This window comes from Polyangium spumosum (assembly GCF_009649845.1).
Classification (GTDB): domain Bacteria; phylum Myxococcota_A; class Polyangia; order Polyangiales; family Polyangiaceae; genus Polyangium; species Polyangium spumosum.
Genome location: NZ_WJIE01000001.1, coordinates 1,317,140 through 1,337,939, shown reverse-complemented (window position 1 = coordinate 1,337,939; position 20,800 = coordinate 1,317,140). Strand labels below are relative to the sequence as shown.

At 70.1% G+C, this 20,800-nt stretch carries 16 protein-coding genes; 7 read left to right on the top strand and 9 right to left on the bottom strand.

Going from position 1 to position 20,800, the window contains the following annotated elements:
* Positions 1-15: 15 nt before the first annotated feature.
* Entirely contained in the window at positions 16-591 is a 576-nt protein-coding gene (locus GF068_RS05580; RefSeq protein WP_153818190.1) for a hypothetical protein, read from the bottom strand.
* An 81-nt stretch (positions 592-672) separates the two neighbouring features.
* A complete protein-coding gene (locus GF068_RS05575; protein ID WP_275939080.1) occupies positions 673-1,044 on the bottom strand; it encodes a PAS domain-containing protein in 372 nt (123 codons plus the stop codon).
* A 104-nt stretch (positions 1,045-1,148) separates the two neighbouring features.
* Here GF068_RS05575 and GF068_RS05570 point away from each other — a divergent pair, with 104 nt between their 5' ends.
* From GF068_RS05570 to GF068_RS44140, 3 genes are read left to right on the top strand one after another with little or no spacing between them, the layout of a single operon-like run.
* Positions 1,149-2,321 carry a 6-phosphofructokinase gene (locus GF068_RS05570; protein ID WP_153818189.1) on the top strand — a complete coding sequence of 391 codons (1,173 nt, stop codon included), beginning with the start codon at positions 1,149-1,151 and terminating at the stop codon, positions 2,319-2,321.
* Positions 2,322-2,335: 14 nt separating this feature from the next.
* On the top strand, positions 2,336-3,193 hold the full coding sequence (locus GF068_RS05565) for an HAD family hydrolase (protein WP_153818188.1): 858 nt from the start codon (positions 2,336-2,338) through the stop codon (positions 3,191-3,193).
* A gap of 35 nt (positions 3,194-3,228) precedes the next feature.
* Positions 3,229-5,871, top strand: a complete 2,643-nt coding sequence (locus tag GF068_RS44140; protein WP_206079399.1) for a hypothetical protein — start codon at positions 3,229-3,231, stop codon at positions 5,869-5,871.
* 13 nt (positions 5,872-5,884) lie between these two features.
* On the opposite strand, the gene GF068_RS05555 is transcribed toward GF068_RS44140, so the two are convergent.
* Positions 5,885-6,751: a hypothetical protein gene (locus GF068_RS05555; protein ID WP_153818187.1), complete on the bottom strand. Its 867-nt coding sequence runs from the start codon at positions 6,749-6,751 to the stop codon at positions 5,885-5,887.
* Between the two features lie 247 nt (positions 6,752-6,998).
* Between GF068_RS05555 and GF068_RS05550 the strand changes: the two genes are divergently transcribed.
* Entirely contained in the window at positions 6,999-7,943 is a 945-nt protein-coding gene (locus tag GF068_RS05550) for a hypothetical protein (protein ID WP_153818186.1), read from the top strand.
* 53 nt (positions 7,944-7,996) lie between these two features.
* On the top strand, positions 7,997-9,100 hold the full coding sequence (locus GF068_RS05545; RefSeq protein WP_153818185.1) for a cyanophycinase: 1,104 nt from the start codon (positions 7,997-7,999) through the stop codon (positions 9,098-9,100).
* A 6-nt stretch (positions 9,101-9,106) separates the two neighbouring features.
* Here GF068_RS05545 and GF068_RS05540 read toward each other — a convergent pair whose 3' ends face one another.
* The 3 genes from GF068_RS05540 to GF068_RS05530 all read right to left on the bottom strand — a co-directional run bounded on the left by GF068_RS05540 (position 9,107) and on the right by GF068_RS05530 (position 12,712).
* Complete coding sequence (locus GF068_RS05540; protein ID WP_153818184.1) at positions 9,107-11,152, bottom strand: esterase/lipase family protein; 2,046 nt, start codon at positions 11,150-11,152, stop codon at positions 9,107-9,109.
* Positions 11,153-11,374: 222 nt separating this feature from the next.
* Positions 11,375-11,965, bottom strand: coding sequence for an NAD(P)H:quinone oxidoreductase (wrbA, locus tag GF068_RS05535; protein ID WP_153818183.1), 591 nt, complete (start codon positions 11,963-11,965; stop codon positions 11,375-11,377).
* A 48-nt stretch (positions 11,966-12,013) separates the two neighbouring features.
* A complete protein-coding gene (locus tag GF068_RS05530; protein ID WP_153818182.1) occupies positions 12,014-12,712 on the bottom strand; it encodes a pirin family protein in 699 nt (232 codons plus the stop codon).
* A 125-nt stretch (positions 12,713-12,837) separates the two neighbouring features.
* Between GF068_RS05530 and GF068_RS05525 the strand changes: the two genes are divergently transcribed.
* Entirely contained in the window at positions 12,838-14,502 is a 1,665-nt protein-coding gene (locus GF068_RS05525; RefSeq protein WP_275939078.1) for a sigma-54-dependent Fis family transcriptional regulator, read from the top strand.
* Here the strand turns inward: GF068_RS05525 and GF068_RS05520 are convergent.
* From GF068_RS05520 to GF068_RS05510, 3 genes are read right to left on the bottom strand one after another with little or no spacing between them, the layout of a single operon-like run.
* Positions 14,480-15,088: a hypothetical protein gene (locus tag GF068_RS05520; protein WP_153818181.1), complete on the bottom strand. Its 609-nt coding sequence runs from the start codon at positions 15,086-15,088 to the stop codon at positions 14,480-14,482. The genes GF068_RS05525 and GF068_RS05520 overlap by 23 nt on opposite strands.
* Before the next feature lie 57 nt (positions 15,089-15,145).
* Complete coding sequence (locus tag GF068_RS05515) at positions 15,146-16,183, bottom strand: hypothetical protein (RefSeq protein ID WP_153818180.1); 1,038 nt, start codon at positions 16,181-16,183, stop codon at positions 15,146-15,148.
* Complete coding sequence (locus GF068_RS05510; protein WP_170319314.1) at positions 16,167-17,552, bottom strand: serine/threonine-protein kinase; 1,386 nt, start codon at positions 17,550-17,552, stop codon at positions 16,167-16,169. The genes GF068_RS05515 and GF068_RS05510 overlap by 17 nt, the downstream gene beginning before the upstream one ends.
* 313 nt (positions 17,553-17,865) lie before the next feature.
* On the opposite strand from GF068_RS05510, the gene GF068_RS44135 reads away from it, so the two are divergent.
* Positions 17,866-20,799 carry a hypothetical protein gene (locus GF068_RS44135; RefSeq protein ID WP_206079398.1) on the top strand — a complete coding sequence of 978 codons (2,934 nt, stop codon included), beginning with the start codon at positions 17,866-17,868 and terminating at the stop codon, positions 20,797-20,799.
* The last annotated feature ends 1 nt before the right edge of the window (position 20,800 follow it).

Below are 20,800 nucleotides of genomic sequence, written 5' to 3'. Positions count from 1 at the left end.
GGGGAAGGAAAATCGTCAGCGGGTCAGGTCGACGTCGTACGTGCCGTAATCACTCGTCGCCGTCCCGGAGATCTTCGTCGTCCCCGGCTTGCGCTCGACCTTCATCGGATCGGCCATCGTGGGCTGGAGTTCGCCGTCGATCGTGAGGTTCAAGGTCACGTTGCCCTCGAGCTCTCCCGACATCGTGAACGCGCCGTCGAGCCTTCCCGTGATGGTGCCGTTCGGGATGTTGTTGAGCTTCAGGTCGATGACCGGGGCCGTGCCCGAGGTGTTGTAGGTGATTTCTCCGTCGTCGGAGTAATCCTTCATCACCTCGTTCAGTGTCATCGTTTTGTTGGGGGAGTCTCCCTGATCCACCTTGCCGCTGACGGTGAGGGTGCCCGCCCTGTCACCATTGGTCATTTGTGGGTCGATGTTCGCGTTCGACGCGGCGTTGAAGCCCTGGAAGCCGAGCTGCATGGCCTTGTCGATCGACCTGTCGAGGCCGACGTAGGCGCGGCGCGCGTCCTCCTCGGAGCCCACGTCGTCGCTGCACCCGGCGAGGCCGAGGGCGAGGGCAAAAAGCGGCAAGAAGAAGATTCGTCGGTTCAAGGTCGTCACCTCCACGGGCAGGATATCCGACCCTCGCGCCCGAGCCTAGATGCTCGGCTCACATCGGTGACGAAGGGGGACTCACGTCACGTCCGTGACGAACACCCAGCGCTCGTCGTCCGATTCGACGAGGAATCGGATGCGGACCTTGCGTTTGCCCCAGGGGAACTCGAAATCGAAATCGAAGACGTAGGACTTGTCCCCGCTCAGCGCCAGCCGATCGAGGCGGCCCCGGAACGCGGCCACGTCGGTGCAGGGCGCGACGTCCGTGAAGAAGTTTTTGCCGAGGACGGTGCCCTTGTCGCGCCGCGCGAGCGCCGCCTCCCAGTCGTTGTATGCCTTCACCGTGCCGTGGCGATCGAGCCGTATCGCGCCGAAGTGCAGCCCATCGAACTCGGCTGCCGACATGCCGGAGAGATCCCGCGAGGTGACCTGTTCGAAGTTCCTGAACACGGCATGCACCCTAACACGGATCGCGCCCCGCGCGCAGCGATCGGCGTGCTCCGGCCTGGGTCGATCTTCCAACGCGCCCCCCCTTCGTGGTACGCGCCTCGGGCATGACGAACCTCGTGGAGTTCGGGACCCCCGCCGCGATGCCGCCGTCCGAGCGGCGCCTGCTGCTCGTCTTCGACGGGGGCAACGCGCCGGGCTACGCGTCGGTCGCGGTCGCGCTCACCGAGGAGGCGTCACGCCGCGGCTACGAGGTCTGGGCCGCGACCGAGGGCTTCCGCTCGCTCACGCCCGATGCGACGGGGGATCCGCGCTTCGAGCGCCTCATCGTGAGCCGTCGTGAACGCTACGCCCTGCTCGCCAAGGGCATCCCCGCGCGCAGCATGGGCCGCCGCGTGCTCGACGCCGGCAGCGACTTCCGCAGCGAGCGTTACCTCGGCTTCCACGACGAGGACAAGCGCCGCGCGGCCGCCGAGACGCTGCGCGTCCAGGGGTTTTCGCACGTCGTCGGCGTCGGCGGCAATGGCACGTTCGAGGGCCTGCGCGCGCTGCTCCCCGAGATGAGCCCGCGCCTGCCCGCGGGCTTCGTGAACGTCTCGATCGACAACGATCTCGCCGGGGATCGCGCGATCGGCTTCCTCTCGGGCGTCGAGGCGGGCGCGACGATCGCGCGTGGGCTCTACGAGGACGCCTACACGCACAAGCGGATCTACCTGCTCGAGATGATGGGCAACCGCAGCGGCCGGCACGCGCTGCATTGCGGGGTCGCGGCGCGCGCGCACCTCATCGTGCTGCCCTTCTTCCAGTTCCCGGAGGCCGTGCTGCGCGAGACGGCCGAGGCCCTGTCGCGGGCCGATTACGCGCTCGTCGTGGTCGCCGAGGGCTACGAGCGCGAGCGGAGGGCGAAGGAGGCGCCGGGCGAGAGCGCGAGCGAGTTCCTGCGCCGGCAGCTCGCGGCGGCGGGGCTCGCGGATTCGGCGCAGAAGCGCGTCATCGCCGAGCCGTTCAGCCGTTATCTGCGCGGCGTGCGGCCCGCGTTCCTGGAGGTCTCGGCGGCGTACCTCAAGGCGTCCTTGCTCTTCGACGCGTTCGAGGAGGGGCAGACGGAGATCATGCCCTTCGTGCTCGCGTCGAACGACGTCGGCGTGCGCCCATTTCATCTCGTCACGCGGGAGGACCGCGTGGAGCGCGCGTTCTTGCCGCTGCTCTCGCGGTTCCAGATCCCGGGCTTCTCCACGTGGATCCGGGACCATTTCACCAGCGAAAAGAACAGCCTTTGAAGCGAGGTTCTCCCATGCCCGTTCGATGTATCGTCCTCGATTTCGACGGCACCTTCACGGACGTCGAGCGCGAGGCCGCGCCCTTCGTGGAAACGTACCGCTCCGCCGTCTTCGACGTCCTCGGCCGCGAGGACCTCGCCGGCTGGGAGGAGCGGCAGGCGGAGATCACGAAACACCCCGGCCGATACGGCTGGATGTTCGAGGGCCGTATCGTCGCGCCCGCGGGGGCCGATCCGTACATCCGCGCGACGACCGTCGCGCAGGCCCTCTTCGAGGCGCGTGGCGTGCTCCGCAGCCAGGAGGTCCGCACGGCCGTGCTCACCGCGCTGTATCACCTCGCCTACGAGCGCACATGGACCGCATTTCGACCACGCGCGAAGGAGGTGCTCGAGGCCCTCGCCGCGTCGGGGCTGCCGACGTTCGTGGTGACGAATGCGCGGACGGAGGCGGCATTAAAAAAACTCCGGACGCTGGGACCGGAGGGGCTCTCGCGGATCGAGGTGCACGGCGACGCGCGCAAGTACGTGGTGGCCGAGCCCGAATCGACCGACGAGCGATTCTCGCGTGTCCCCGCGGAGATCCGGCTCGCGGGCCTCGAGCGCCCGGTGTATGCGCGGCGCGGTCGTTATTACGAGACGCTCGCGCGTATCCTGCAAAAGACGGGCGTCACGCCGGAGGAGGTGCTCGTCTGCGGCGACATCTACGAGCTCGACCTCGCGCTGCCGCTCGCGCTCGGAATGCAGGTGCACATGATGACGGGCCCAGGCGCGCCCGCGGCGCACGAGGTCGCGCTGCTCGAATCCCTCGGCGCGCGCGCGAGTCACGGGGAGGATCTCGGGGCGATCCTGGGGCGGGCGGGGATTGGCGGTTGACGCGCGGGGGAAGGTGGGGCTCGCTGGCGGGACCCATGAAGACGCTTCTCCCTCGATCGAGTATTCTTTTTGGCTTCACTCTCCTCGCGCCGGGCCTCGCGTCCGCGGATCTCGGCACCTTGCCCGACGTGCAGCGGCCCGCGATGGGGACGCAATCGCGCCCCGCGGTCGTCTGGACCGGAGCGCATCACATCGTCGTCTGGCACGAAAGCCAGAGTTCCGTGCCCGACCGGATCCTCGCGGCGCGTATCGACGTGAACGGCGAGGTCCTCGATCGGCCGGCTTTCGTGCTCGGCGAGTCCGGGTACAGCGAGTCTCCGCAGATCGCGCTCTGCGACGGCAAGCCCACGGTCGTCTGGAGCCAGAGGCTCCCCGTGTCGGGCTCGTACACCAATCAGGTCGTCGTCGCGACGCTCGACGACAGCGGCGCCTCCCTCGCCCTGGCCTCGCCTCCCGTGCCCGTGAAGCCAAGCTCTGTCGCGCAGAACCGCACGAGCATCACGTCGAGCGGCGCCGAATGCTTGATCGCCTGGGACACCGGCAGCCTGGTCGAAGCGACACGATTCTCCTCCCAGGTGCTCGATCCCATGGGGATCCCCGTGGGCTCCGGCGCGTCCGCGCGTGTCGCCTTCGATGGCACCCGCTACGTCGTCGCGCGGGGCAGCGGCGGCTCCATCCTGCTCTCGCACGTCACGACGGCGGGCGTGCCCGACGCTTCCGGGGCGACCCTGGTGTCGAACGTCAACCCGTCCGATGCCTTCGCGCTCTCGGCCCAGAATGGGATCTCGTACCTCGCGTGGTTCGCTCTGGGCATCCGCGGCATGCGCGTCGATGGCGACAAGGTCTCGCTCGATCCGGCGGGCGTGCTCGTCGCGGCCGACGCTGACGGCGCGTCGTCGACCAACCAGCGGCAGATCGCCATCGCGCCCGGGCCGAACGGGTCGTTCCTGCTCGCCTCGAGTTTCGGGCCGACCAGCGGATCCGGGCTCGTCACGGCGACGATCGCGGCGGATGGAACGCCCTCCGCGGTGCAGACCTTGCCCAACGTGACGGGGAAGAAGGACTCGAGGTCGATCGCGCTCGGGGTGCAGCCGGGCGGGGCCCTCGTGGTCTTCGATCTGAAGCCGCGCCCGGTGGACGGCAACGATATCTTCGCGCACTTCGTCGACGCGAGCCTCGAGCCGATCGCGCCCCTCCCGTTCGCGGTCTCGTACGCGGCCGCGCGCCAGCGGAACGCGCGCTCGGCGACGGCCGGGTACGTCTCGTTCGTCGGCTGGAACGAGGATCGATGGATCGATCGAGGCACGTCATTTTCGTACGTGCAGAACGCGATCGGGACGAGGATCGACGCGACGGGCGAGGTCCTGGATCCTCTGGGAATCGAGGTCGCGCTGGCGGACGCGAATGCCGAGTTCTTCGGCGACGTCGCCGCGACGGACACGAGCTTCCTCGTCGCGACGGTGCGATCGCCGGCGAGGCGGCTGTTCTTGCGTCGGTACGAGGCCGCGGGAGGGCCGGCGACGGCGACGGTCGAGTTCGCGCCTCCGGGTGAGGTGCGCAGTCAACCTCGGCTCTCCTTCGGGGGCTCGGATTTCCTGCTCTTCTGGCAGGCGTGGAGCCCCTCGGTGGAGTACGTCGCGCGCGTGGATGCGTCGGGCAACGCGCTCACGGCCCCGGTAGCGCTCCCCGCGGGCTTCGGCTCTGCGAATACGCCTGCGCCGAGCGTCGCGTCGAATGGAAGCGGGTGGATGCTCGCGCGGAGGGCCGGCACGGGGCTCTACCTGCTGCCGGTGGACGCGAATGGAAACCCGGCCGCGCAGGTGGTGGTCGACCAAGGATCGTCGAACATCGTGGAGGAGACGCCGCCGGCCATCACGACGGATCAAGCGGGATATCTCGTGGTCTGGAACGAGGACGGGTCGTCTTGCAAGATCCGGTATCGGTATGTCGACGTGATGGCCGTGGAGCAATGGGGGGGCTGGCTGGGCAACGCGGATTGCTCGTCGGCGGGCCTCGGCGCGACGTTCGACGGCACGGATTTCGTGATCGCGTATCGGGATGGCATGAACAGGCTCGTGAGGGTCCGCCTGTCCACGACGGGGGAGGTGCTCGACTTCCCCGCGGTGGTCTCCGAGGTGGATCCGGGGCTGCACGGGTATCCGACGCTCGCGGCGCTGCCGGAGGGGCGGTTCTTGCTCGGCTACGAGCGATTGGTGAACGAGGCGCCCTTCGGGACGATCCGGGTGCGGGCGCAGATCCTGCCGTCGCCCCTCGACGAGCTGCCCGGATCGGGCGGCGCCGGTGGAATGGGCGGCGCCGGTGGAATGGGCGGCGCCGGTGGAATGGGCGGCGCGGGCGCCGGTGGAATGGGTGGAATGGGCGGCGCCGGCGCCGGTGGAATGGGTGGAATGGGCGGCGCGGGCGCCGGTGGAATGGGCGGAATGGGCGGCGCGGGCGCCGGTGGAATGGGTGGAATGGGCGGCGCGGGCGCCGGTGGAATGGGTGGAATGGGCGGCGCGGGTGGCCAGGGGGGCCAGGGCGGGGCCACGAGCGGCGCGGAGGGCGGCTGCGGGTGCAGCCTGGAGGCGAAGCCGAGGGGCGACGCGTGGTGGTTCGTGCTCGCGGGGGCGGCGATGGGCTGGAGGATGCGGAGGAGGCGCGGGCGGATCGGCGGATGAGCCGAACCGCCGGCTAACCGCCCGCGTTTCCTTCCGGCGCGGGCACGTCTTCGTTCCGCTTCCGGGGCGAGACGAAGAGCCTGCGCGTCGTGATGGGCACGAGCTTCGGGATCGACGGATCCCGCTCGTGCGCGCGATTGAACACCTTCATCACGCGCTCCATCTGCGAGAGGCAGATCCCGTCTTGCAGGTCGAGCTCGGCCTGCGTCACCGGCCCCTTGATCCGCGCGCCGGAGGCGGCTTCCCCGGTTGTTTTTACCTTCGAGATCATCTCCTCGAACGCCGTGATCTGCATGGCGTCGAGCCCGCCGTCGTCGAGCTGCTTCGCCGCCTTCGACATGGGATTGGCGCGGATCTCCTTGGCGACATTCACGAGTGTCGCGAGGGACTGGGCGAGCGAGGTGAAATCGGTGACGCGGGAGGCGGCCTTCGTGATCCGCTCTTCGAGCCCCGGCTCGAGGTGCGCCACGCCTTCGAGGGCGGTGACGAGGCGCTCGCGCTCGTCCATTCCCTCCTTGTAGGCCTGGTCGGCGGCGGCGAAGGCGGCGGCGCGGCTGGCCTCGCGGCTGTCCACGTGGGCGTCGAATTGCGCGACCATGTCCGCGAGCTTCTTGCCGGAATGGACGAAGACCTTGAGGAGCGGCTCGGAGAACCCGAGGAGGCGGCGCTTCTGCGCGGTCGTGGCCTTGGGCCAGAACTCGCCGATGATGCCGCCGAACCGGACGAGGTCGGTGAGGATCTTCTGGCTACGAATCTGCGACCCGAGCTCCATCAAATCGGAGGTCGAAATCTCGACGGCATAACGCTCCGCCTCTTCCTCGGTCGGCGCGGCGACCATCGCGAGGACAGCGGGCCAGGTGTAGGTGGGGGTGGTGATCATGCTTGCCAAGGTATCCGTCGGGGACCCCGAAGAAAAGCGGAAAGATGCGGGGAAGGGGACGAGGTGGGAGGTGTAGGCGTGTTGCCGATCACCGTTGACGCGGTCTTGCTGGCTGGGGACGCGGTCTTGCTGGGTGGGGACGCGGTCTTGATGGGTGGGGACGGGGTCTGGATGGGTGGGAGGCGCGTGGGGGGTCGAGGTGGCAGGCGGACGGGGGGAACGGGGACGACTTGTGGTAGGGTGCGCCGTGCCCGAGGATCGCCGCGCCCCCCTCCGACCCCGAATCGCGCTCCTTCTGCTGCCCCTCCTCCTCACCGCCGCCTGCGATCGCGTCGGCTACCGCGCGCTCGAGCCGCGCCCCAACGCTGGCCTCGAGACGCGCGGCGGCGCCATCTCGGCCCGCGTCCAGCGTATCCACGCCGGGTACTGGCGCAAAGGCGCGAACACGCGCGTCGATGTGCGCGTCGTCAACGAAGGCACCTCGCCCCTCCGCGTCGATCCCGAGCGAATCGAGCTCGGCTCGCTCGGCGGGGCGCGCCCGCTCGTCTCCGCGCGCGTGTTCGACGGCGACGACGAGCTCGGCCCGGGTGAGGGCGCGACGCTCCGCCTCACGCTGCCGGAGGTGCCCCTCGAATCGGGCGCGCCGTATTCGTTGCGCTTGCATCGGCTCGTCGGCGGGCCCGACGCGGCGATCGAGCCATTGCCCCTCGTCAACCCGAGAAAGCCTCACCTCGGGTATGGCCCTCCGGCGGATGCCCCGTGGGTCTTCGTGGCCCGCGTCGGCGGCGGCGTCATTCAGACGGGCGTGAGCCGGGCGGCGGGGCTCGGGGGGATCGAGATCTTCTCCGGGCCGCAGTTCGGTCCCTTCTCCGTCGGCCTCTCCGCGATGATCGGCGCGGGCGCGATCGGGCCGGAGGTGCGTTATCGCGCCGATATGGCGAAGTCGCTCGCGATCGTCCTGTTCACGGGGTACAACTATTATCCCCTCGTGGGGCTGCTCGGCCTCAATGCCGGGCACGGGGGGCGATTCGGGTTCGAGTTCGATTTCGCCCTCGGCGAGACCTCGCGCTTCGGGTGGGCGCGGAGCGGCGGGCGGGTGGGGTTCTTCGCGAGCGCGGGGCCGGTGTACCTGCGGGTGCTCGAATCGGTCGGCGTCGCCGCGCAGGGCGGGCTGACGTTCGGGTTTTTCTAGCGGCTCCGCGGCGGTCGATTGACGCCCGTTCGTGGCGTGGGTACCGGTGGGGAATGCGGACGCGAAATGAGAAGATCGCCGCCTCGCTGGTCGTCCTCCTGGCGCTCGCCGGATGTGGTGGCGGAGGCGAGAGCGGAAGCGGAAATGGGAGCGGCAGCGGCGACAGCGGCGGCAGCGGCGGCAGCGGCGGAAGCGGCGGCAGCGGCGGCAGCGGCGGCAGCGGCGGCAGCGGTGAAACCCCCGCGCCTCCCGCGGGCCTCGTGCATTACGTGACGGGCAACGACGCCGACGCCGACGTGACGCCCGCGGGGCCGGGCCTCATTTTGATGGGCGGCGCGACGGACGTGGACGCCGCGTTCACCTGGTGGAAACCACGAATCGCGGGCGGCGACGTGGTCGTGCTCCGGACCTCCGGGGCCGACGGGTACAACGAGTATCTCCAGGCGCTCTCTGCTTCCGATTCCGTCGAGACGATGCTCGTCACGAGCAAGGAGCTCGCGAACAGCGATTACGTGAAATGGCGCGTCGAGCACGCCGAGGGCGTCTTCATGGCCGGCGGCGATCAGGCCGATTACGTGTCGTTCTGGCGCGGCACGGCCCTCGAATCCGCCGTCACCTCCGTGTATCAGCGCGGCGGCGTCGTCGGCGGCACGAGCGCGGGGTGCGCGGTGCTCGGGCCGTTCGTCTTCGCGGCGTACGAGGGCACCGTGTACTCGGACGAGGCGCTCCAGGATCCCTACAACGTCTTCATGACGATGGAGCGCGATTTCTTCGCCTTCCCGCCGCTCGAGGGGCTCATCACGGACACCCATTTCGTCCCGCGCGACCGCATGGGCCGCCTCGTCGGCTTCCTCGGCCGGATCCTCACGGACGGCTGGGCCCCGCAGGCCAAGGGCATCGGCGTCGACGAGCGGACCGCCGTCGTGATCGACGCCATGGGCAAAGGTGAGGTGATGGGGGAGGGGAAGGTGTATCTCGTCGTGGCGAACGACAAACCCGCTGTCTGCGAGGCCGGAAAGCCGCTCGTGTATTCGGGGCTCTCTTATCACCGGCTCTCGGCCGGCGATACGCTCGAGTTCCCCTCGGGGCAAACGAACGTGCCCGCCGAGCCCCTCAGCGCCGCGGGCGGCGTGACGAGCCCGGCGAACCCGTATTGAAATCGCTCAGGGCAGCGCCTTGAATTGCGTGATCATCTTCGCCCAGACCGCGGGCGTCACGCCGACCTCGAGGTGGCCGTAGGGCACGCCTTCCTGCTTCGACTTGTTCGCCTTGTTCGTGGTGGTCCAGCCCTTCGTGAGCTGATCCCGCGCCGCGATGCTCACGTCGAAGAGCACGCCGTCGCCCTTGGGATCACAGGTCGGGCATTCCATGCCGTCGATCTCGAACACCTGCCCGCTCGCCCCGCCCGACGTGCCGTGAAGCACGTAGAGGTAATCGAGGCTCGTGCTCAGGCCTCGCGCCCGGAGCCGCTCGATGAGGTTGCCGCCCATCTCCATGACGGCCTTGATGCCGATGCCGTCCATGAGCTTGTACCGAGCGTAGCCGAACGAATACGCTTCGGCGTTCTGCGAATCGTAATAGAGGTGCTCGGCCTTGCAGGGGGAGAGCGCGGGGTCGAAGGCCGTGGCGCGGCAGGTGATGTGCCCGGTATCGTCCTTGATCCAGCCGGCGCCGCCGAAGATGTTCGCGGGGTTGTAGTTGGTCTTGATGGCGATCCAGTCGCGCCATTTCGTCTCGTCCGTGTCGAGCTCGGACCAGTCGTAGCTATAGGGATCGTCCTGCCGGTTCGGGAGCGGGTAATACGGGCGCAGGTCGTAGGCGACCTGCATCTGGCCGAGGTAGGCCGAGACGAGCTTGCCGCCGTCGTCGACCGAGCCCCACATCGCGAGGTTGTACTTGTCGAACGAGAAGCCCGAGGACGAGGCGCCTTGCTCGGTGTTCAAGGTCTTCAGCGTCTTCGTGTAGACGGGCTTGCCCGTGGAATCGAGGCCGCTGATGTTCGACGTGTAGATGCGCTTCCAGAAATCCGGCCACATGCCGCCGCGGTTCTCGCAGACCGAATACGCATACGGGTTCGGGAAGATGTCGCTCGGCGAGTCGGCGTAACCCCAGGTCACGCATTGCACGGCCGACATGTAGCCCCAGGTCACGGGGCCCTGGCCGAGCGGCGCGTTCTCCGCCGTGCTGTAGATGAGCAGCGGGTTGAACGGGTGGCGGAAGTTCAGGTCGATGCCGAGGTGCGGGCCGGAGAGCGCGACGTAGGTGCGCACGTCCTTGCGGAAGTTCGGGACGCTCTTCGATTGCAACGCGGCGAGCTGCTCGAAATACTTCGGCCCCCAGTCGGTCCAGCCCGCGGGGCTCGACATGTAGAGGTCCGCCGCGACGACGCCCTTGCTCCAGGCGACGAGGTTGACCTTCGGGCGGCCCGTGATCGAGCGGATGCGCGAGAGCGCGTTCGCGATGTGAATGGCCTGGTTGAAATTGTCGCCGTGGAAGTTGCCGAAGGTCGTCGCGAACGTGCAGAACCCCTCGGCCTCGAGCGCCTGCACGAAGCCCGTCGCCTGGGTCATGCCGGGGTAGAGGTTGCCCGCGCCGTCGTGGCCGCTCGGGCGGAGCCAGACGTTCGCGTTTTGCATGGCGCCGTGCACGAGGAGGACGGGGGCCTTCGTCGTGTCGCATTGCCCGAGCGCGGTCTTCGGGCCGTGGTGCAGGAGGACGAAGCGCGCCTCGGGGCGCGTGGGGCCCTTGTCGGGACAAGCGGCGGCCGAGGTCTGCCCGACGGAGCCCGCGCAGGTGTTCTTGTAATGGATGTTGAAGCCGTCGACGAGCTGCTGGTTGAGGGCGCCGAAATAGGTGCGCAGCGGGTAGGTGGCGTCCTCGAAGGTGTCCTGCCAGCGGCCCTTCGCGGTGCGCAGGTTGTAGCCCTCGGTGCGGAACTTCTGCCGCCCTTCGAGCAGCTCGATCTTGCCCCAGGACCAGCTCGGCGGCGTGACGCTGCCGACGAGCTTGTAGCTCTGCGAATACAAACTGGTCGCGGGAGGATCGAAATAAGCTTCGTGATCGGAGACGAACGTGAACGCGGACGAGATGTCGCCGGTCTCGTCGCCGGGCGCGAGATCGTCGACGGGCTCCGCCACGCAGCCCGCGGCGGAGAGGGCCGCGGCGAGGGCGGTGAGCACGAAGGAACGACGGGGAGCGGATTGCAGCATGGAAACCTCCTGGGCAGCGCCTCCAGGGAGCTCGGGTTGTGCGACCGCAGCAAGTGCGGCGCGTCCATGCTTATCGGCGAGTCGCGGCAGTTTCAAGCATCGTTCGAGCCCCGAGGGTCGATCGATGCTGCGCGTGCGAAGGAATGTGGCGGGGGAGGGACCGCAGCACTGCAAACGGACGTCCGATGTGCGTGCTGCGATGCAGCATGGAGCGGCGCGTCGTCAGGCGCGGAGCTTCTTCGCCATTTCAGCGACGCGCCTGCCGAGGTAGGTCGCGTGGGCGATGTCGTGCTCGGTGGGGGCGCGCTCCGCCGTGACGGACGGGCCGTAGGGGTTGCCGCCGGACTTGAAGACGAGCGGGTCGGTGTAGCCCGGCGTCACGATGACGCCGCCCCAGTGGTAGAACGTGTTGTAGAGGGCGAGCAGCGTCGACTCCTGCCCGCCGTGGACCGTGTTCGCGGACGTGAACCCCGCATAGACCTTGTTCGCGAGTTTGCCCTGGTACCAGAGGCCGCCCGTCGTGTCGATGAACGCCTTGAGCTGCGAGGCGACGTTGCCGAACCGCGTGGGCGTGCCGATGACGACGGCGTCGGCCCAGACGAGGTCGTCGTGCGAGGCGCGGGGCTCGTCCTTCGTCTTGTCGACGAACGCGCGCCACGCAGGGTTCGAATCGATCGCGGCGTCCGGCGCGGTCTCGGCGATGAGGCGCACGCGCACCTCGGCGCCCGCCGAGCGCGCGCCCTCGCCCACGGCCTGGGCCATGGCGTGGTTGGTCCCCGTCGACGAATAGTAGATGATCGCTACGTTGGGCATACTGAAGTTTTTCCTCCGTTCGAGTCGAGACGTCGGGCGCGTACGGTATCACGCGAGATCGAAGACGAGCACCTCTCCTTCGCCGTGGCCCGAGAGGACGAGCTCTTTTTCGCCGCTCACGGCCGCGCCGTCGCCCGCGCGGAGCACGGTTTCGCCGAGCTTCACCTCGCCCTTCGCGACGTGCACGTAGGCGTGCCTGCCCTCCACGAGCGCGTGGCGCGCCTCGTCGCCATCCGCGAGGAGCCCGGCATACACGCTCGTATCCTGGTGGATCGTGACGCTGCCGTCGCGGCCGTCACGCGAGGCGACGAGCCGAAGTCGGCCGCGTTTGTCCTCGTCCGTGAAGCGCTTCTGCTCGTAACCAGGCTCGATCCCGCGGGCCTCGGGCAGGATCCAGATCTGCAGGAAATGCACGCGATCGATGCGTGATCCGTTGAACTCGCTGTGCGTGACGCCCGTGCCCGCGCTCATGCGCTGCACGTCGCCGGGCCGCATGACCGAGCCGTTGCCCATCGAGTCCTTGTGCTCGAGCGCGCCCTCGAGCACGTACGAGAGGATCTCCATGTCCCGGTGCGGGTGCGTGCCGAAGCCCTGGGCCGGCTGCACACGGTCCTCGTTGATGACCCGGAGCGCGCGGAAGCCCATGTGGGCCGGATCGTAATAGTTGGCGAACGAGAACGTGTGGTACGAGTCGAGCCAGCCGTGGTTCGCGTGTCCGCGTTCTTCCGAGCGTCGCAGCGTGATCATCGTGGTCTCCTTGATGCGGGGCAGGAAGCACGACCCGGGCCAGCCCAGGACGGCGCGGTTTTGTCGGGGAAACACGAGGGGGGCTCGCCGGACGTCTATCAAGATGATAGAAGAGGCCTATCAAAATGAAATCCCCCGGCATGCGGGCCGCCGAGCTCCGGCTCTCGGATCTGTTCTCGTTCGCTCCGAAGGGCGGGGTCATGCGGTTCGCGGGCGAGCGCGTGCTCCTCTTCGACGCCGTGGCCCTCGGGCTCCTGCGCAGGCAGCTCATCGAGAGCTTCGGCTACCACGCGGCGCGCGCGGCGCTCACGCGCTTCGGCTACGGGCACGGCTGGCGGACGGCGGAGGCGCTGCGCGAGGCGATCCCCTGGGCCGACGAGCGCGAATGGCGCATCGCGGGCGGGCGGCTGCACAGGCTCTGGGGGCTCGTGACGTTCGAACCGGTCGAGGCGTCGGGGCGCCCGGGCCCCGAGCCGTTCGCCGACGCGATCTGGCGCGACTCGTACGAGGCCGAGCAGCACCTCCTGCACCTCGGGCAGGCGTCGGAGCCGGTGTGCTGGACCCTGTGCGGATTCGCGAGCGGATACCTGAGCCGCGTCAATGGTCGGCCCATCTTCGCCCTGGAGGAGTCGTGCCGCGGCAAAGGGGACGCGGTCTGCCGGATGATCGGGCGGAGCCGTGAGGAGTGGGGCGAGGTGATCGAGCCGCACCTCTCGTTTTACGAGACAGACTGCCTCGACGCGTCGCTCCGGCACGTGCAGCGGGCGCTCAAGCGCGCGGAGGGCAAGCTGCTGCGCGCCGAGCGGCTGCTCGCGGCGAAGGACGACGAGGCCGAGGTGCCGGGGATCGTGGCGCGGAGCGAGGCCATGCGGGGCGTGGTCGCGATGGCGCGGCGGGTCGCCCGGACAAACGCGACGGTGCTGCTCCTGGGGGAGAGCGGGGTGGGAAAGGAGCGGATCGCGCGGCTCGTGCACGACGCGTCGCCGCGGGTGGGCGGGCCGATGGTGGCGATCAACTGCGCGGCGGTGCCGGAGAGCCTGCTCGAGAGCGAGCTGTTCGGGCACGCGAGGGGCGCCTTCAGCGGGGCCGTGGCCGAGCGGGCCGGGCTCTTCGAGGCGGCGCGGGGCGGGACTTTGTTCCTCGACGAGGTGGGCGAGATCCCGGTCGCGATGCAGGCGAAGCTCTTGCGGGTGCTGGAGGCGCGCGAGGTGCGCAGGGTGGGCGAGAACCGGACGCGGCCGATCGACGTGCGTATCGTGGCGGCCACGCACCGGGACCTCGCGGCGGCCGTGGCGCAGGGGCGATTCCGGCAGGATCTTTATTTCCGTCTGCGGGTCGTGGAGGTGGTGATTCCGCCGCTCCGGGAGCGGCCGGAGGACATCTTGCCGATCGCGCGGCGGCAGCTCTCGGAGGCCGCGGCGAGGGAAGGGGAGGCGCCGAAGGAGCTCGGCAAATCGGCCTGTCGCGCGCTCTACGAGCACGCCTGGCCGGGCAACGTGCGCGAGCTCGTCAATGCCATGGAGCGGGCGCGGATCCTGTCGGAGGGGGAGACGATCGAGCGCTCGGATCTGCCGCCCGAGATCGGGGGCGAGGGGGCGGCGCGGCCGAGCGGCGGAGGGTCCTCGCCGCGCACGCTCGCGGAGGTCGAGCGCGAGCACATCCTCGCGACGCTCGAAGCCGAGGGAGGGAACCGCAAGGAAGCCGCGGCGAAGCTCGGGATCGGGGTGGCGACGCTTTATCGAAAGCTGAAGGAGTACGGAGCCGAGCCTACTGGCAGACGCCTCCCGTGAGGTCCGCGCCCAGGCATTGCCCGCCCTTGCAATCGGCGTTCGCGTAACAACGCGTGCCCGCGGCGCCCGCGTCGCAGACGTTGTTCAGGCACGCACCGCCCAGGCAATCGGCGTCCTGCAGGCACGTTTTGCCCGGCCGGCACGCGAGGCAAGTGGCGCCACCACAATCGGCGTCGGTCTCGTCGCCATTCTTCAGGCAATCGCCGCAGGTCGGCCCCGCCTCGCTCTCCATCTCGCAGCGGCCGTCGTCATACGCGCAGAGCTGCCGGGGGGAGCAGAAATCACTCGCGCAGTCTTCATCCGTCATACACGCGGCGCCGTCGGGGCACGCCGGGCAGGTGGAGCCGCCACAATCGACGTCGGCCTCGTCCCCATCCTGAACGCCATCGCTGCACGTGTCGCCCCCTCCGACGCCCCCACCTCCGGCCGCGCTCGACGTGACGTCCTCCTTTCCCCCTTCGCCGTCGTCATTGCCGTCGCCCGCCTGCGCCGGATCCTTCCAGGGCTCGATGCCGAGGATGTCCGCGCAGCCGTTCACGGACAGGAGCAAGCCAAACAACCCTGCACCTAGAACGATGGAACGCATGTTCAGTAGTCTAGGACGAGTTTTTTTCGCTCTGCAAGAAAACTCGCGGGGGTGGGATCAGAAATTTCCGATGAGAAGCGCCCCGCCGCCAGCCTGCTCGGCCCAGGGGACGAGGTCGTAACGAGCGGCGACGCCCGCGGGCTTCGGGGCCTCGTCGGCGCGCTCCGGGAGCAAGGCGAGCACGAGGGCCGTCACCGCGCCCGCCGCGCCAATGCCAAAGGCGACGTTCGCCACCATGGCCGACCCGAGCGCGTCCTCGCGCAGCTCGCGCCCTCGCGCGCACGAAGAGCCCACGCACGTCTCCTGGAGCGAGATCGACGCGGCGTTTTTGCTCGACGCCGACAAACCCATGCCCGTGGCGACGGCGAAGCCCGCGAGCCCCACGCCACCCGCCACGATCGCGCCGATCTTGCGCGGTCCGAGGCCCTTCGCCGTCGAGGCGATCGGGGGCACGACCGCCGGGGTTTTTTTGGCCGTGTCGGCAGGCGCGGCGCGCGCGAACGCGGGGATCTCCACCTCGGCGACGTTGCGCGGGCGCGCCGTGACCGTGGCCCGGAACTCGGGCCGGCCGGACGAACGCGCGATGATCTCGTACGTGCCCGGATCGACGGGCTGCGCGACGCCGAGCTCGTCCGGCAAGAGGCGCACGCCGTTGCGGAAGACGGCGATCCCGTTGGCGCTTTGGGGCAGCCGCACGAGCAGGCGCGGCAGCTCGGGCTCGAGCGCGCTCGCGCGTTGCCGGGCGAACGCGCCACGCTCGTCGTTCACGGCCGCCGCGCGCGCGGCCGTCTCGCCGTACTCACGCCACGCCGTGGCGACGCGGCCCTCCTGCTCGTGGCAAGCCGCGAGCAGGCCGAGCGTGCCGATCGCCGGATCGAGCGCGTCGCTCTGCGCGAGCTTGGCGCAGGCCTCGACGAACGCGCCCTGCTCGAGCAGGCGCTTGCCATCCTGGAAGAGCGTCTCCGCGAGCGTGGCCTTTTCGCTGGGATCCGCGGGCGTTGGGAGCGGCGATGGCTCCTCGTCCGCGCGGGCCGCGGCGGGCGCGAGGACGAGGAGCGACGCGGCGACGAGGACGAACTTACTTGCGGCTGCCACCAAAAACTCCGACGGTTTGCTTGATCTTGGACTGCCTCGAGGTCTTCGTCGTCTCGCGCGGCGGCTTCGAGGTCTTCGCCGCAGTCGTGCTCGTGCTCGTGCTCGCGCTCGCGAGCGCGGTCGCCGAGGGGAGCGGCGGCGCGCTCGTCACCTCGGGAGCGGGCTCGGTCGCGCCTCGCGTCGCCTCGGGCGCGCGCGCCGCGGAGGACGTGTCTTGCTGCGCCGTCGTCGCCTCCGGCGGCGCGTCGCCTCCCGTGGTGACGAGCAACGCGACGACGAGCGCAGCAGCGACGAGGCCGCCGATCACGAGCAGGGCCGCGCGTTTTTTCCGACCTCGAACCGAATCGCCGAAGTCGACGGAGCTCGTGACGCCCGCGTGTGTATGGGCCGGCGCGCGCGGCAACGTCACGGCCTCGTCGGTCGGCACGCGTGAGGGGCGCGGCGGCGCCGCCGTGTCGACGCTCGCCGTGCCCGCGAGCACGTGCGTGATACGCGCGGCGCGCGCGTGCGCGTCGGGGCCGCCGAAGGGCGCGATCGCCTCGGCGAACGCGCCGAGATCCGGGAAACGCTCGTTCGGCCGCTTCGCCAGGGCGCGCACGATCGCCGCTTCGAGCGGCGCGGGCACCTCGGGGCGTTTTTCCCGCACGCGCGGCGGCGGCTGCGTGGCGATGACCACGATGAGCTGCGTGACGCTCTCGGCCTGGTAGGGCGGGCTGCCCGCGAGCATCTCGTACAGGATCATCCCGAGCGCGTGCTGATCGCTGCGCGCGTCGACGTTCTTGGTCGACTGGATCTGCTCGGGGGACATGTACTGCGGCGTGCCGAAGACCGCGTCGGTGCCGGTGATCGACGCGTTTTGCCCCGGCGCCTCCTTGGACAGGCCGAAGTCGAGCACCTTGAGCACCGGCGGGCGGAGCGGGCGCTCGGCGAGGAAGAGGTTCGCGGGCTTGAGATCCCGGTGCACGAGGCCTTGCGCGTGCGCGGCCGCGATGCCCTCGCAGGCCTCGAGCGCGAGGTCCGTGGCCTCGGCGACGGGCAACCTGCCGCGACGGCCGAGCTCGGCCTCGAGGTCGCGGCCGTAGAGGCGCTCCATCACGAGGTACGGCGCGCCCGTCTCGGTCTGCCCCACGTCGCTGACGCGCGCGACGTGCTCGGAGGGCAACGTGGCGGCGATCCGCGCTTCGCGGAGGAACCGCGTCACGACGTCGTGCGAGAGCGCGAGCGACGGGTTCAAGAGCTTGATGGCCACGGTCTGGCCGAGCGCGAGGTGCGTGGCTTCGAGGACGACGCCCATCCCGCCGCTGCCGAGCTCTCGCTCGACGCGGTACTTTCCCAGCAGGAGGGTCCCGGGCGACGGCGCGACCGTCATACGCAAGGGGGACGCTATCACGGCTCGGTTCCGACCGAAACAAGGTCGGCGCGCGCGTGTGTCGGACGGAAAGCGTCGGAATTTCGACGCTGGCCCCCGGGCGTCCGCGGACGAACCCGGCGCCGACGGGTGACGGGTCGTCGCCGTTTGCGACGCGCCGGAGCGGCGCAGACATAGGGATTGCAGCGCCGGACGAAAAGGTCCGGACGATGGTTGATTGTCCAAAGCACACGACGGGCGGGCGGATTCGTGGACAAAGGGCCGAATCCGTGTTTCATGTTTTCCCATGTCGAGCCGAGCTTTTCGCACCAGGATGGGCTTCCTCGTTTCCTCCGCCGGGCTCTGCCTCGCGGCATTTCACGCGGCCTCGTGCGCGGAGGGGGGAACGGTGGGCACGAGCGGGTCGGCCGGGATGAGCGGATCGACCAGCGGGAGCGGCGGCGCGGGCCCCGGAGGTGCGGGCGGCGGCGGGGCCGGGGGCGAGGGCGGCGCCGCGGGCATGGGAGGCGCAGGCGGCGCAGGCGGCGCAGGGGGCCTCGGCGGGGAAGGCGGGGAAGGCGGCGTCGCGGGCATGGGAGGCGCAGGAGGCGCAGGCGGCGCGGGCGGCGGGCCCGCGGGCGGGCTCGAGCTCTGCGTGCTGAACGACGCGGGCCCGGAGGGAGCCTGCGCGAGCCCCGAGGAGCTCTGGTATGACCTCGTGCCCGCGGGGACGACCCGGATGCGGCTCTTCCGCGTCGACAATGCCTCGACCGAGCTCGCGTGGTTCGAGTCGGTGAGCGTGGCGAGCCCCGATTTCTTCGTCGAGGCGGTGCGTTACGTGCCCGATCCGCCGAACGCGCCGATTCGCGTGCCCGTCACGTTGCCCTTCGACAGGCCGGCCGGCACGTCGTTGTTCTTCGAGGTCACGTATACCTCGCCCGGCCTCGCCGAGCCGCTCGACCCGCTCGACGTCGCGGTCACGGCCACGATCGGCGGCGCGCCGGTGCCCGACGTCCTCGTGCCCATCGTGGGGACCGCCGAGGGTTGTCCCGAAGGGACCGCCGTCTGCGACGCGGACCCGACGAACGGCTGCGACACGGACATCAACACGAGCGCGGCCCATTGCGGCGGCTGCGACAATACGTGCAGCTTGCCGAACACCACGGCCGTCTGCGAGGCCGGCGTGTGCAAGCCGGGCGCGTGCAACGCGGGGTTCGGCGATTGCAACGGCATGGCGAGCGACGGCTGCGAGACGGACGTGACGAGCACCGCGGCGCATTGCGGCGCGTGCAACGCCCCGTGCGATCTGCCGAACGCGGCCGAGGCGTGCGTCTCCGGCGCCTGCGTGCCAGCCGCTTGCGCCGCGCCGTTCGATGACTGCGACATGCTCCCCGGGAACGGGTGCGAGACGGACCTCCAGACGAGCGTCGAGCACTGCGGCGGGTGCGGAATGCCGTGCGACCTCGCGAACGCCGCGGAGTCCTGCGTGTCCGGCGCCTGCACGCTCGGCGCGTGTGACATGGGGTTCGGCGACTGCGACGGGATGGGCGCGACCGGCTGCGAGACGAACGTGCAGACGAACCTCGCCCATTGCGGCGGGTGCGGGATGCCGTGCGACCTCGCGAACGCCTCGGAGTCCTGCGTGTCCGGCGCCTGCACGCTCGGGATCTGCGCGCTCGGGTTCGGCAATTGCGACGGGGTGGGCGCGACCGGCTGCGAGACGGACATCTTGAACGACGAGGACCATTGCGGCGGCTGCAACAACGACTGTGATGCCCTGATCCCGAACGCCGACGGGGCTTGCGCGTCCGGCACCTGCGAGCTCGCCGCCTGCCTGCCCGGCTTCTTCGACGTCGACGGCGCGGCGCAGAACGGCTGCGAGTGCCAGTTCGTGGGCGCGGATCTGCCCGACGACGGCTTCGTCGACGAGAACTGCGACGGCATCGACGGCGACGCGTCCGCGGCGGTGTTCGTCGCGAAGAACGGTAGTGACATGAACCCCGGCACGCGCGAGTCCCCGATGCTCACGGTCGCGGCCGGCATCTCGAGGGCCGTCGTCCTCGGCAAGAAGCAGGTCTACGTCTCGCAGGGCCTCTACGACGGCCGCATCGCGCTGGCGAACGGGGTGTCCGTCTACGGCGGGTATTCGGCGTCGAACGGCTGGGCGCGGGGCGCGTCGTTCGTGACGACGATCCAGTCGAGCGTGGTGCTGAACGGGCGCTTGAGCGCGGTCGAGGGCAAGGACCTCGTCGCGGCGATGACGGTCGATCGGCTGACGATCCAGACGTCCGACACGTTCACGACGGGCGTCTCGAACTACGCGATGTATTGCAACAACTGCCCGGCGCTCGTCCTGAAAAACAGCTCGCTCTCCGCCGGCGCGGCCGGGGCGGGGGCCGCCGGGGCCGCGGGGACGGCCGGCGGAAACGGGACCAGCGGGGCCGCGGGGGGCCCCGGCTCCTGCGATTCCAACGTATCGGCGTCCGGTGGATCGGGCGGGTCGAGCGCCTGCAGCCGCACCGGCGGCCTCGGCGGCAAGGGCGGTTATGCGACGACCGGCGGGACCGGGCTCACGGGCATCGGGAACACGCCCGGCGGGAGCGGCGGCTCGGCCGGCAACCCGGGCGGGGACGCCGGCAATGGCCAGAGCGGCGCGCCGGGGACGAACGGCGCGAACGGGTTCGGCGGGAGCGGCGGCTCGACCGCGAGCCTGTTCTGGGTCGGCGCCGCGGGCGCCGTCGGCGTGACGGGCACGCACGGCAATGGCGGCGGCGGCGGCGGCGGCGGCGGCGGCCAGAGCGGGTCGTTCGTCATCAATGGCACCGGCAACGGCGGCGGCGGCGGCGGCGCGGGCGGCTGCGGCGGCACCGGGGGCACGGGTGGCGGCGCGGGCGGCGGCTCGTTCGGGCTCTTCCTCATCAATTCGAACGGAATGGTCCTGTCCGGCAATACGATCAAGAGCGCGAAGGGCGGCAATGGCGGGAGCGGCGGCGCGGGGGCCGCGGGCGGCAGCGGCGGGGCCGGCGGGGCCGGCGCGCTCTCGTGCCTCGCCGAGGTGGGCCAAGGTGGGAACGGCGGCAGCGGCGGCAAGGGCGGCAATGGCGGGCACGGCGGCGGCGGCGCGGGCGGCCCCTCGTATGCCGTCTACCGCGTCGGCAGCAACCTGGTCTCGGTCATGGGCAACACGCTGACCCCCGGCACCGGCGGCGCGGGCGGCACCTCACCCGGCAACTCGGGCGTCGCGGGCGCGTCCGGCCAGGTGTTCTGAA

Excerpts from the sequence above, each read along its gene's own strand:
- wrbA (WP_153818183.1), bottom strand. The coding sequence starts at position 11,965 with ATGCCCAACGTAGCGATCATCTACTATTCGTCGACGGGGACCAACCAC.
- GF068_RS05530 (WP_153818182.1), bottom strand. The coding sequence starts at position 12,712 with ATGATCACGCTGCGACGCTCGGAAGAACGCGGACACGCGAACCACGGC.
- GF068_RS05545 (WP_153818185.1), top strand. The coding sequence starts at position 7,997 with ATGCGGACGCGAAATGAGAAGATCGCCGCCTCGCTGGTCGTCCTCCTG.
- GF068_RS05525 (WP_275939078.1), top strand. The coding sequence starts at position 12,838 with ATGAAATCCCCCGGCATGCGGGCCGCCGAGCTCCGGCTCTCGGATCTG.
- GF068_RS44135 (WP_206079398.1), top strand. The coding sequence starts at position 17,866 with ATGGGCTTCCTCGTTTCCTCCGCCGGGCTCTGCCTCGCGGCATTTCAC.
- GF068_RS05520 (WP_153818181.1), bottom strand. The coding sequence starts at position 15,088 with ATGCGTTCCATCGTTCTAGGTGCAGGGTTGTTTGGCTTGCTCCTGTCC.
- GF068_RS05555 (WP_153818187.1), bottom strand. The coding sequence starts at position 6,751 with ATGATCACCACCCCCACCTACACCTGGCCCGCTGTCCTCGCGATGGTC.
- GF068_RS05510 (WP_170319314.1), bottom strand. The coding sequence starts at position 17,552 with ATGACGGTCGCGCCGTCGCCCGGGACCCTCCTGCTGGGAAAGTACCGC.
- GF068_RS44140 (WP_206079399.1), top strand. The coding sequence starts at position 3,229 with ATGAAGACGCTTCTCCCTCGATCGAGTATTCTTTTTGGCTTCACTCTC.
- GF068_RS05540 (WP_153818184.1), bottom strand. The coding sequence starts at position 11,152 with ATGCTGCAATCCGCTCCCCGTCGTTCCTTCGTGCTCACCGCCCTCGCC.
- GF068_RS05570 (WP_153818189.1), top strand. The coding sequence starts at position 1,149 with ATGACGAACCTCGTGGAGTTCGGGACCCCCGCCGCGATGCCGCCGTCC.
- GF068_RS05565 (WP_153818188.1), top strand. The coding sequence starts at position 2,336 with ATGCCCGTTCGATGTATCGTCCTCGATTTCGACGGCACCTTCACGGAC.